8 protein-coding genes, 1 tRNA gene and 1 pseudogene are annotated in these 12,034 nt (G+C 59.6%); 8 read left to right on the top strand and 2 right to left on the bottom strand.

What is annotated here, in order from left to right; genetic code table 11:
• Positions 1-51 precede the first annotated feature (51 nt).
• The 8 genes and pseudogenes from cysS to GEV01_RS19420 form a co-directional block, all read left to right on the top strand.
• Complete coding sequence (gene cysS, locus GEV01_RS19455; protein ID WP_152807235.1) at positions 52-1,443, top strand: cysteine--tRNA ligase; 1,392 nt, start codon at positions 52-54, stop codon at positions 1,441-1,443.
• Positions 1,443-2,102, top strand: coding sequence for a DNA-3-methyladenine glycosylase family protein (locus tag GEV01_RS19450; protein WP_152807234.1), 660 nt, complete (start codon positions 1,443-1,445; stop codon positions 2,100-2,102). The genes cysS and GEV01_RS19450 overlap by 1 nt, the downstream gene beginning before the upstream one ends.
• A 64-nt stretch (positions 2,103-2,166) precedes the next feature.
• Positions 2,167-3,141: an acetyl-CoA carboxylase carboxyltransferase subunit alpha gene (locus GEV01_RS19445; protein WP_008447525.1), complete on the top strand. Its 975-nt coding sequence runs from the start codon at positions 2,167-2,169 to the stop codon at positions 3,139-3,141.
• 63 nt (positions 3,142-3,204) lie between these two features.
• Entirely contained in the window at positions 3,205-4,623 is a 1,419-nt protein-coding gene (gene tilS, locus GEV01_RS19440; protein ID WP_152807233.1) for a tRNA lysidine(34) synthetase TilS, read from the top strand.
• A 143-nt stretch (positions 4,624-4,766) separates the two neighbouring features.
• Positions 4,767-6,014, top strand: coding sequence for an aspartate kinase (locus tag GEV01_RS19435; RefSeq protein ID WP_008447528.1), 1,248 nt, complete (start codon positions 4,767-4,769; stop codon positions 6,012-6,014).
• A gap of 113 nt (positions 6,015-6,127) precedes the next feature.
• Positions 6,128-6,220, top strand: a tRNA-Ser gene (locus tag GEV01_RS19430).
• 289 nt (positions 6,221-6,509) lie between these two features.
• Positions 6,510-7,700: a tyrosine-type recombinase/integrase gene (locus GEV01_RS19425; protein ID WP_152807232.1), complete on the top strand. Its 1,191-nt coding sequence runs from the start codon at positions 6,510-6,512 to the stop codon at positions 7,698-7,700.
• A 345-nt stretch (positions 7,701-8,045) separates the two neighbouring features.
• A pseudogene (locus GEV01_RS19420) lies at positions 8,046-8,213 on the top strand (IS110 family transposase); the annotation flags it as partial.
• Positions 8,214-8,303: 90 nt separating this feature from the next.
• Here the strand turns inward: GEV01_RS19420 and GEV01_RS19415 are convergent.
• Both GEV01_RS19415 and GEV01_RS19410 read right to left on the bottom strand, forming a co-directional pair.
• On the bottom strand, positions 8,304-10,454 hold the full coding sequence (locus GEV01_RS19415; RefSeq protein ID WP_152807231.1) for a peptidase domain-containing ABC transporter: 2,151 nt from the start codon (positions 10,452-10,454) through the stop codon (positions 8,304-8,306).
• A 15-nt stretch (positions 10,455-10,469) separates the two neighbouring features.
• Positions 10,470-11,741: an HlyD family secretion protein gene (locus GEV01_RS19410; RefSeq protein ID WP_152807230.1), complete on the bottom strand. Its 1,272-nt coding sequence runs from the start codon at positions 11,739-11,741 to the stop codon at positions 10,470-10,472.
• Between the last annotated feature and the right edge of the window lie 293 nt (positions 11,742-12,034).

The following is a 12,034-nucleotide window of genomic DNA, read 5'->3' as shown; positions in this document are numbered from 1 at the left end:
GTATTGCCTGCGACCCCGACGCGCGCTTACAAGAGAATACGCAAGAGCCCGATGAGCAATTTAAAGATTTACAACACGCTGGCGCGTGACAAGCAGACATTCGTTCCCATCGAAGCCGGCAAAGTCCGCATGTACGTCTGCGGCATGACCATCTACGACTACTGCCACATCGGCCACGCCCGCATGATGATGGCGTTCGACGTCATGTACCGCTGGCTGCTGGCCTCCGGCTATGAAGTCACCTACGCCCGCAACATCACCGACATCGACGACAAGATCATCAAGCGCGCGGTCGAGAACGGCGAGACCATCTCGCAGCTGACCACCCGTTTCACGCAATACATGGACGAAGACACTGGCGCGCTGGGCATCCTGCCGGCCACGCTGGTGCCGCGCGCCACCGAATACGTGCCGCAGATGCTGGCGCTGATCGAAACGCTGGAGAGCAAGGACCTGGCCTACCAGGGCAGCGACGGCGACGTCAACTACGCCGTGCGCAACTTCCCGAACTACGGCCGCCTGTCGGGCAAGTCGCTCGACGACCTGCGCGCCGGCGAGCGCGTCGACGTCAACACCGGCAAGCGCGATCCGCTGGACTTCGTGCTGTGGAAGGCCTCGAAAGAGTCCGAGCCGGACGAGGTCAAGTGGGATTCCAAGTGGGGCAAGGGCCGTCCGGGCTGGCACATCGAGTGCTCCGCCATGTGCTCCGCGCTGCTGGGCGAACACTTCGACATCCACGGCGGCGGCGCCGACCTGCAGTTCCCGCACCACGAAAACGAGATCGCGCAGTCGGAAGGCGCGTTCGGCCGCACCATGGTCAACTACTGGGTACACAACGGCTTCGTGCGCGTGGATAACGAGAAGATGTCCAAATCGCTGGGCAACTTCTTCACCATCCGCGACGTGCTGAAGAAGTACGACGCCGAAGTGGTGCGCTTCTTCATCCTGCGCGCCCACTACCGCAGCCCGCTGAACTATTCGGACGCCCACCTGGACGACGCCCGCGTCGCGCTGACCCGCCTGTACACCGCGCTGGACGGCGTGGAAGGCGACGGCCTGGCGCTGGACTGGCAAGAGCCGCATGCCGTGCGCTTCGCCGAAGCGATGGACGACGACTTCAACACGCCGGTCGCGCTGGCCGTGCTGTTCGACCTGGTGAGCGAGCTCAACAAGTCGAAATCGCCGGCGGTCGCGCGCCAGCTGAAGGCCCTGGCCGGCGTCATCGGCCTGCTGGCCCGCACGCCGCAGGAGTTCCGCCAGGCCGCCGTCGGCGAGACCGACACCGATGGCGACGCCGCCATCGCGGCCCGGATCGCCCAGCGCATCGAAGCCAAGAAGGCGCGTAACTTCGCCGAATCGGACAAGATCCGCGCCGATCTGCTGGCGGCCGGCATCATCCTCGAAGACAAGCCTGACGGCACGACCAACTGGCGCCGCGCATAATGGTCAGCGCCAAGGATAACGAGGGCGCAGGCGGCCCGGTATCGGCCGTGCCGCCGTACTGGGAAGAGGCCAAGATCGAGCTCATGAAGCGGGACCGCATCATGAAAAAGCTGATCCCGCAATTTGGCGACCTGCACCTGGTCGGCCATGACGACCCGTTTACCACCTTGGCGCGTTCCATCGTCGGCCAGCAAGTGACCACCAAGGCGGCCGACGTCGCCTGGAAAAAGCTGCTGCTGGTCAGCCCGAAATGCACGCCGGCGCAGATCATCAAGGCCGGCGCCGAGCAATTGGCGGCCTGCGGCCTGTCCAAGCGCAAGACCGAATACATCCTCGACCTGGCCGACCACTTCAAGAACAAGCGCGTCCACACCAGCCAGTGGGACCAGATGGATGACGAAGCCGTCATCGCCGAACTGGTGCAGATCCGCGGCATCGGCCGCTGGACAGCCGAGATGTTTTTGATATTTAATCTGTTGCGACCGAATGTTCTGCCGCTCGATGACCCCGGCCTGATCCAGGGCATCAGCCAGAATTATTTTTCCGGCGAACCCGTCTCCCGCAGCGATGCGCGCGAGGTTTCGGCCAACTGGGAACCCTGGCGCACCGTCGCCACCTGGTACTTATGGCGTAGTCTGGACCCGGTTGCTGTAGAATAGATGCTCTAATCGCTGTGCGAGGCTTTTTCGTGCCCGCATGGCTGAGAATAATCACGGAGGTACAATGACCAAAACGACTTTCCTCAACTTTGAGCAACCGATCGCCGAACTCGATGGCAAAATCGAAGAGCTGCGTTTCGTTCAGGACGATTCGGCTGTCGATATCTCTGAGGAGATCGACCGTCTGGCCAAAAAGAGCCAGCAACTGACCAAAGACATCTACGCCAAGCTGACCCCTTGGCAGGTTGCGCAAATCGCGCGCCACCCGCAGCGTCCATACACGATGGACTACGTCAACGAAATCTTTACCGACTTCCACGAACTGCACGGCGACCGCAGCTATGCCGACGACCTGTCGGTAGTCGGCGGCCTGGCGCGCTTCAACGGCCAGGCTTGCATGGTCATCGGCCATCAAAAGGGCCGCGACACCAAGGAACGCGCGATGCGCAACTTCGGCATGCCTAAGCCTGAAGGCTATCGCAAGGCCATGCGCCTGATGAAGCTGGCCGAAAAATTCGGCATCCCTATCTTCACCTTCGTCGATACGCCGGGCGCGTTCCCAGGCATCGACGCTGAAGAGCGCGGCCAGTCGGAAGCGATCGGCCACAACCTGTACGTGATGGCGGAACTGAAAGTGCCGCTGATCGCCACCATCATCGGCGAAGGCGGCTCCGGCGGTGCGCTGGCGATTGCCGTCGGCGACGCTGTGCTGATGCTGCAATACGCAACCTACTCGGTGATCTCGCCGGAAGGCTGCGCATCGATCCTGTGGAAAACGTCCGAGCGCGCCGCCGATGCGGCCGAAGCGCTGGGCCTGACCGCGCACCGTCTGAAGGCCATGGGCCTGATCGACAAGATCGTCACCGAGCCGCTGGGCGGCGCGCACCGCGATCCGAAGCAGATGGCCACGCTGCTCAAGCGCGCGCTGGCTGATTCGCTGCGCCAGTTCCACGGCATGAAGACCAAGGACCTGCTGGAAGCCCGTCACGAAAAGCTGATGAGCTACGGTAAGTTCAAAGAAACCACGCCGCAAGAGTAATCGCGCGCGGCATGACACAACGACCGGGGGCGCATGCCCCCGGTTTGCATTTTGGAGCAGCAATTGAAGAAGCAACAGATCCCGACCCTGACCTCGACCTTTGAGCAAGCCGTCGCCGCCGCGCTGGCGCAGCAAGCGAATGCAGCAGCGGCGCCACGCATGGCCGTGGCCCTCAGTGGCGGCCTCGACTCGTCAGCGCTGCTCCACCTGGCGCACGCCTACGCGCAAGCGCATGGCGTGGCCTTGTACGCCTTCCACATCCATCACGGCATCAGCGCCAATGCCGACGCCTGGCTGAGCCACTGCGAGCAAGCCTGCGCCGCGCTGGGCGTGACCTTCGAAGCGCGCCGCGTGCAACTGGCGGACCAGCAGAAGAGCGGCACCGAAGCGGCCGCCCGCAAAGTGCGCTACGCCGCGCTGGGCGCGCTGTGCGCCGCGCACGGCGTGCCGCTGCTGCTGACCGCGCACCACCTCGACGACCAGGCCGAGACCGTGCTGCTGCAACTGCTGCGCGGCTCCGGTCCGGCCGGCCTGTCCGGCATGGATGCCGCCAACGCCGCGCCGGAACTGCTGGCCAATCCCGGCCTGGTGATGGCGCGTCCGCTGCTGCCGGCCTCGCGCAAGCAGCTGTCGGCTTACGTAGCCGAGCACGGCATCGCCCACATCAACGACGAATCCAACGACGATCCACGCTTCGCCCGCAACGCGCTGCGCCACAAGGTGATGCCGGCGCTGGCCGAGGCCTTCCCCGGCTTCCAGGAACGCTTCGCGCGCAGCGCCCAGCACGCGCAGTCGGCCCAGCGCCTGCTGACCGAGTTGGCGCAGCAGGACTTGGCGCTGTGCCTGGTCGACGACTGCATCGACATCGCCCAGCTGCGCCTGCTGAGCCTGGACCGCAGCTACAACATGCTGCGCCACTGGTTCGGCACCCGCAACCTGCGCATGCCGAGCGCGGCCTGGCTGTCCGAGATGCTGGCTCAACTGCTGGAAGCGCGCGACGGCGCCCAACCTCTGGTAACGCACCCCGATTGTCACGTAAGACGCCACCGTGATCGCCTGCACATCACACCCAAGCTGGCCGACCTGGAGGGCACGCGTGAAGACGAGTTCGACAAAACGCCGGGCACCACCTTCAGCTGGAACGGCGAGACGGAACTGGCGTTCCCGGCCTACGGCGGCGTGCTGCATTTCGACCCGGCCGGCGAAGACGAAGCCGGCCTGGACGGCGACTGGCTGCGCGGCCAGCAACTGCTGATCGAATTCCGCAAAGGCGGCGAGCGCCTGAAGCCGGCCCACAACCGTCCGACACGCGGACTCAAGTACCATTACCAGGCGCTGGACATTCCAGCCTGGGAGCGTTCGCGCCTGCCGGTGCTGAGCGCCGGCAAGCAGGTCTTGTTCGCGGCCGGGGTCGGAATGGATTGCAACCAGCTGGTAGGTGAGGGCGCTTCACGCTGGCGCCTGCGTTGGCAGGCTGTATAGACAATCACCCCTATCTGCCGAATTTTGTATGTAGATATGTCTATTCGGTATGACTTTATGAGTTTTTTGACTTGTTATTTTGCAGTGCGACATGTAGAGTTAAGGGTTCCATTTACCTTTATTTGAGCGGAAAACTCACTGTTATGGCTTTAATCGTGCACAAATACGGCGGTACGTCGATGGGTTCGACGGACCGTATCAAGAACGTGGCGCGGCGTGTCGCCAAGTGGCATGACGCCGGGCACCGCATCGTCGTCGTGCCATCGGCAATGTCCGGCGAGACCAATCGCCTGATCGCCCTGGCCAAGGAAATTCAAGAGCAGCCTGACCCGCGCGAACTGGACATGATCGCCTCCACCGGCGAGCAAGTATCGGTTGGCCTGCTGTCGATGGCGCTGCTGGCGATCGGCAAGAAAGCCGTGTCCTACGCCGGCTGGCAAGTCGCGATTAAAACCGATTCCGCTTTCACCAAGGCCCGCATCCAGTCGATCGACAATGAAAAGGTCAACCGCGACCTGGACGACGGCAAGATCGTCATCATCACCGGCTTCCAGGGCGTGGATGAGGGCGGCAACATCTCGACCCTCGGCCGTGGTGGTTCGGACACTTCCGCCGTGGCGATCGCCGCCGCGATGAAGGCCGACGAATGCCTGATCTTCACCGACGTCGACGGCGTGTACACGACCGATCCGCGCGTGGTGTCGGAAGCGCGCCGCCTGAAGGCGATCACGTTTGAAGAAATGCTGGAACTGGCGTCGCTGGGCTCGAAAGTGCTGCAGACCCGTTCGGTCGAATTCGCCGGTAACTACCGCGTGCCGACCCGTGTGCTGTCGTCGCTGACCGACCCCATGCTGGACCTGGAAGTAGAAGCCAACTCGGGCACCCTGATTTCGTTTGAGGAAGACACACATATGGAACAAGCAGTCATCTCCGGTATCGCGTTCAACCGCGATGAGGCCAAAATCACCGTACTGGGCGTGCCAGACCGTCCGGGCGTGGCGTACCACATCCTGGGCCCGGTGGCCGACGCCAACATCGAAGTCGACATGATCATCCAGAACCAGTCGGTCGATGGTAAAACCGATTTCACCTTCACCGTCTCGCGCAACGACTACCAGCGCGCCGTGGACGTGCTGAACGGCACCAAGGAAGAGCTCGGTGCTGCCAGCATCACCGGCGACGCCAAGGTATCGAAGATCTCCGTGGTCGGCGTCGGCATGCGTTCGCACGTGGGCGTGGCGTCGCAGATGTTCCGCACCTTGTCGGAAGAGGGCATCAACATCATGATGATCTCCACGTCGGAGATCAAAATCTCCGTGCTGATCGACGAAAAATACATGGAGCTGGCCGTTCGCGCGCTGCACAAAGCGTTCGAATTGGAAAAGGCATAATTTTTCAAAAAATATCGTCGGGTAGCCTTGACCAAATGTGTCTCGGTCTATACTATGACGCTCGTCTGCTCTAGCGCAGTTTGGTAGAAAAGACATAGTTGAGTAATCGACTAGGAGACGTGGCCGAGTGGCCGAAGGCACATCCCTGCTAAGGATGCATACGGCTTATACCTGTATCGTGGGTTCGAATCCCACCGTCTCCGCCAGTACACTAAAAACCCGCTTCGGCGGGTTTTTTTATTTGTACGTTCTCATAGGAGAAACGGCCTTTTTATTGTCCAGTGACGTCCGCCGTTGACCGCCCAAAGCCAGCACTCGCAGGGGGGTAGGCAGGGGGGTAGGATTTATGGCGGAACAGCGCTCCGTTGCGCCGTCGGAGGTCCATCGTGCCACCTTTCGCCGTCGGCAGTGCCTCGCAGCACACACCCGCAGCATCAAATGCTCATACAGGCCTGAGCGCTAAAATGACCTCTGCGCACCGCGCGAGGGGCGATCATGGTCCAAATAAACAGGCTGACAGCGCTGGGTGTCAGCAAGACACGGCAACCGGGCTACTACGTCGACGGCGGCGGCCTGCTGCTGCAGGTGTCCCGCACTGGCACCAAGAGCTGGATTTTTCGCTATACGCTCCATGGCAAGCGGCACGAGATGGGTCTGGGCGCCTGTAGCGTCGTCGATCTTGCGCGTGCCAGGGCGCTGGCCAGGGGCTGCCGGCTACAGATCGCCGAGGGCATCGATCCGCTGGCCGCGCGGCGCGTAGCAGCGACCGCCCTCGCGGCCGAGAACGCCAAGAGGATGACGTTTGACGAGTGCGCCGCCGCGTACATCGCCGCGCATCGGGCTGGCTGGCGCAATCCTAAGCATGCTGCGCAGTGGAGCAGTACGCTGAAAGCCTATGCGTCCCCGGTCATCGGTGTCCTGCCTGTGGCAGACATTGACACCAACCTCGTGGTCAAAGTGCTCACGCCGATCTGGAACACCAAAACGGAGACGGCTACGCGTCTGCGCGGCCGCGTCGAGAGCATCCTTGATTGGGCGACCGTGAGCAAGTTCCGGCATGGGGAGAATCCGGCGCGCTGGCGCGGACACCTGGACAATCTGCTGGCCAATCCGAACAAAGTGGCCCCGGTCAAAAACCATCCAGCTCTGCCTTGGCGGGAAGCGGGCGCCTTTATGGTGGCGTTACGCCTTTGTGTGGGCATGTCTGCGCGGGCTTTGGAGTTTGCCATCCTGACGGCGGCGCGGTCTGGGGAGGTGCGCGGTGCCGTGTGGGAGGAAGTGGATGTGCACGCGCGACTATGGATTGTGCCGGCGGAGCGGATGAAGGCTGGCAAGGAGCATCGGGTGCCATTGTCGGATGCAGCCTTGGCGCTGCTGAACGCATTGCCGCGTCGATGCGAATTGCTCTTTCCGGGAATGAAAGACCGACCGTTGTCCGATATGAGCCTTACGGCTGTGCTGCGGCGCCTGCAGCGCACCGATATCACCGTCCATGGCTTCCGCTCCACTTTCCGCGACTGGTGCGCCGAGGCGGCCGGTAACGCCTTTACGCGGGAGGTTTGCGAACATGCGCTTGCCCACAGCTTACCCGATCGGGTTGAGGCCGCCTACAGGCGCGGCGACCTGCTGGACAAACGTATCGCGCTGATGCAAGCTTGGGCCGACTTCTGTAGCAATCCCTATTAAGGAATCCCTGGGCGCACTAGGCGGCTCGGATGTCGCCGGCACCGCGTGCCGCTTATGATCAATAGACGTAAGCTGTTGGCCATTGGTCATTTTCGCCGAGGTCTAGGTTCCCTTCTTTGTGACTGGTTTGGTACCTAGCGCTCCCAAGTTTGACCGGGGCTGGCCATGAGAACGAGCCCCAGCTTGTGAAGAAAGGACATTACCTCGTTCTCCGGAACTCCTTGAATGGCAAGTGCTGCGGCATAGTTCGCCGGGTCGGCAGCTCGATTTAGCGGTGACAGGCTTTGTAGCATCTCTTCCAGATGGACAGCATAGGTGGACCCGGCCAAAAGTTGGGCTGCTGTTCCATCTCGACGTGGAAACAAAGTACTCAAGCTAGCGTTGTTCCTATCTGCCTTCGCGGCGCTACGAGACCCCGTATCACGGGCTTACTATGCCCGAAAGATTAGCCAAGGCAAGTGCCACAACCAAGCATTGATTGCTCTCGCCAGACGCCGATGCGATGTCATGTAAGCCATGATGCGAGACGGAACAGTTTATTGCCAGGCACCGCGTATAAATGCTGGACGAAGGACATAGGGACACCCCAGGTGCAAAACTGCGCTATGCAACCTTTTGTCCGTTTTCAGCATTTGCGACGGGGACTGCAGAGTCATGCACAACTTTTCCGCCCGTCAGTACAATTACCCGATCGGCTGTGGCGATCGTTTGGGGTCGGTGCGCAATGATAATTCGTGTGATGTCCAGTGCTTTGACCGCTGCGTTCACCTCATATTCCTTGTCGATGTCCAGATGGCTGGTGGCCTCGTCAAGGAACAGGATCCTGGGCCGTTTGTACAAAGCGCGTGCTAAGAGCACACGTTGCTTTTGTCCTCCCGATAGCACGGTGCCCATGTCACCCACCAGCGTGCGGTAGCCCATTGGCATGCCCTCTATCTCTGGGGCGATTGCCGCCATCTGCGCGCATTCCTCGACCCATTGCTGATCCACTTGGGGATCGAAGAAGCTGATGTTGTCGGCGATGGAGCCGGCGAACAGAACGTCGTCTTGCAGTACGGTGCCGACCATCCCCCTCAGTGCATCGATGCCCACCTGCTTGAGGTTAATGCCACCGATCAGGACATCGCCCTCGCTGGCAGGCAATATTCCCAACAGCACATTCATCAGCGTGGTCTTGCCACATCCTGATGGGCCGATGATGGCCACCGATTCGCCGGCTGCGATTCTCAGGCTGATGTCGTCGATGACATAGGGTTCTTGTTCGGCGTAGCGATAGCGCAGATTGCAGATCTCGATGTCTTCCGTTAACTTGACACACAGGTGTGATTCGCGGGTTCCGTGTAGATCCTCCGGTTCGGTCAGGACGATGTCCGCCAGCCGCTCGCCTTGCAGCTGCAGCATCTTCACCTCCATGAATTTGTCTATCAGTGAGCCCACGCGAGAGTCGAACTGCCCTTTGTAGGCGATGAAGGCCATCAACACGCCAACGCTGAAATTCCCATCCAAAACCATCTTGGCGCCAAGCCAAATGATTAGAATGTTTTCGATCCCAAACAGCACCCCATTGAGGAGCCGGTAAAGCAGCTGAAGCTTTTGCACGCGGACATCGGCATTGATCTGGTCGACCAGCAATGTTAACCAACTGGCGCGCCGCTCGTCTTGGCGTTGAAATAGCTTGATCGCCTTGACGCCGCGTACGGTTTCAAGGAAGTGGCTTTGCTGCTTGGCAGCATGGACGATTTGTTCTTCAGTTGCATTCAGCAGTGGCCGATACCAGGCCCAGCGGGAGAGGGCATAGAGCGCCATCGCGCCCACTGCGATCCACCCCAGAACCGCGCTAAAGATAAACATCACCACCAGCGTCACAACCGCCATGAGGCCGTCAAGGATCGCTTCCAGGAACGACGTCGTCAGAGTGTGTTGAATCTGATCAATCGTCCCGAATCGCGACACTACGTCGCCCAGATGGCGCTTTTCGAAATATTGCATCGGCAAGCGGATCAAATGAGTGAATACATTGGCGCGCCACTGAATATTGAGGGTCGTTCCCATGTACATGATCACCCAGGAACGAATTCCGCCCACCGCTTGCTGCATCAGCATCAACAAGCCAAAACCGAGCGCTAATGTTGTAAGCAGATCGCGATCGGCCGACACGATGACGTTGTCCAACACCCATTGCAGGAAGAAGGGACTGACCAACGCGAACACTTCAAGAGACATCGCCAGCAGCAGGATCTGGCTGAAGGAGCGCGACAGGCCGGTTATGCGGCCGGTCAGACTGCGCAGCCTGACCGGCAGTTTTTTTTCCCGAGGCTTGAAATTGGCATCGGGCCACAGCTCTAGCGCCACCCCGGTGAATGACTTGGACGCCTCGTCGAGCGACAGCTTGCGCATGCCGAAGGCGGGATCATGGATGGTAATAGTCTTGGTGCCAACCTCTTTGAGCACGACGAAATGGTTGAAATTCCAATGCAGCACGCACGGAAGTTTTAATCGCCCCAAATCTTCGATATCGAGCTTGAGAGGGCGCGTCCCCACACTTAGGCGATTGGCGATCTTGATCAGGTGTGCTAGCGTTGCCCCTTTTAGCGAGATCGGGAACCGTTGCCGCATGCTGGCCAGGTCGGTTCGGTAGCCATGGTAGCCAGCGACCATTCCAAGACAGGCCAGGCCACACTCAGTCGCCTCCGTTTGCAGGATCATGGGTAACTTGGCGCCGAAGCCGAAGCTAATGTCGGAGAGAAAGGACATACGTAAGTTTGCTTATCAAAGTTTGCCGGTAAGGCTGTACAGCGGTTCCAACACCCACTCGTAGAGGCGCCGACGTTCTTGCAGTATGTCCGCGTCAAGCGACATTCCTGCTTGCAGCTTTTGAGGCTGCCCATAGGCGTTCACGGTCTGAGTGACCAAATTGACGGTGATGCGGTACAACGGTTCGCTACCGAGGGTGCCGTTACCAACGGCGTTGGTCATGCTGGCGAGTTCGTTGCCGGACAGCGCGATCTTGGAAACGAACGCGACGCTACCCTGCGCCTGGCCGAACTTCTGGTAAGGGTAGGCTTGATAGCGCAGCAGCACCTTATCGCCAGGCTTGACGAAGCCAATAGCTTTGCTCGGTGCGTACAGCTGTGCCTGTAACCTCGCACCTGCGGGAACGATGCTGACCAATGGCTTGCTGCCATCGATCATCTGGCCAATTTCAGCTACGACCGCCGTCGCGATGCCTGCTTCCGGTGCCGTGAGTTCAAGCCGGCGCTTGGCTTCGCTTTCGGTCAACTCCTGGCTGAGACTGGTGATGCCTCGCTTAAGCTGCGCGAGCTGGTTCTGATGCCGCAGCGGCAGGCTTGTCAGCTCGTCTCGTTGGCTCGTCAGGTCGCGTCTGGTGTTGATGTGATCGCGTTCCAGTGCCTGCAGACGGGCTCGTTGATCGAGTAGGTCTGCCTGCTTTTGTTGTAACTGCTCTTTGGATATAAAGTTTTGCGCAGATAGGTCGCGCATCCGCACCACGGCGTCCTCTGCGAGTTTGATGCGGCTGGACTGGCCCTCGATCTGACTGTTGATCTTGGCCAGTTCCGATTCCAAGGCATCGATTTTCTTGACCAGCGCGGCGCTTTCGTCCTGTTGCAAGCGACGCGTCTTGTCCAGCTCATCCAGCAAGGATTCTTGACGGACGTTGACTTGTCTGCTGATGGACGCCTGTATGCCGCCTTGGGTACTGCTTTGGCGTTCGCTTGACAGAACATACAAGACGTCGCCCCGCTTAACGGCTTGCCCCTCGACCACATTCTTTCTCTCGACGATACCGAACTGAGGGGTGTAGATCTTTACTAGGCCCAAGTCAGGAAGCAACAGCCCGGTAACGGTGACACGCTTGGTGTAGGAGCAGAAAAACAGAAAAATAAGAATCACTGCCGCCAGCGCCACAGCGAATGTACATAGAAAGGAAAAAGTCATTGGGCGGACTAATACTATTTCACCAAGCCATCTGACTTGCCGCGCGTCGAGCGCTTCGGACCGGTATAACTGTTTGATGCTCATAAAATTCTTCGCGAAATAGCCTTTGTTGGTAATGGCGCCCTAATTTTTTTTATGAATAAATAGGACGGGCGCCGTGTGCAGTTGTTATTTTGTGACAAAAAATTATTATTCAGCGACAGCCCTTAAACTGGAGAGACGCGAAAAAATGCCCCTTTTTAGAAACAACTTGCGTTCCTCTAGTCGCAGATGAAACTTGTTTTTGAAGTTGTCCAGGTCGTATCTGGTCATAGAAATTAAGTCAGCATCGGTACCTCGATATTATGCTAGAACTGAAGCATTTTTCGAGGTTCGCC

It is taken from the genome of Rugamonas rivuli, from assembly GCF_009380165.1.
In the GTDB taxonomy this organism is placed as follows: domain Bacteria; phylum Pseudomonadota; class Gammaproteobacteria; order Burkholderiales; family Burkholderiaceae_D; genus Rugamonas; species Rugamonas rivuli.
This window is presented reverse-complemented; position numbering and strand designations above follow the sequence as displayed.

Coding starts and splice junctions, on each gene's coding strand:
- cysS (WP_152807235.1), top strand. CDS start 52: ATGAGCAATTTAAAGATTTACAACACGCTGGCGCGTGACAAGCAGACA.
- GEV01_RS19450 (WP_152807234.1), top strand. CDS start 1,443: ATGGTCAGCGCCAAGGATAACGAGGGCGCAGGCGGCCCGGTATCGGCC.
- GEV01_RS19445 (WP_008447525.1), top strand. CDS start 2,167: ATGACCAAAACGACTTTCCTCAACTTTGAGCAACCGATCGCCGAACTC.
- GEV01_RS19435 (WP_008447528.1), top strand. CDS start 4,767: ATGGCTTTAATCGTGCACAAATACGGCGGTACGTCGATGGGTTCGACG.
- GEV01_RS19425 (WP_152807232.1), top strand. CDS start 6,510: ATGGTCCAAATAAACAGGCTGACAGCGCTGGGTGTCAGCAAGACACGG.
- GEV01_RS19415 (WP_152807231.1), bottom strand. CDS start 10,454: ATGTCCTTTCTCTCCGACATTAGCTTCGGCTTCGGCGCCAAGTTACCC.
- GEV01_RS19410 (WP_152807230.1), bottom strand. CDS start 11,741: ATGAGCATCAAACAGTTATACCGGTCCGAAGCGCTCGACGCGCGGCAA.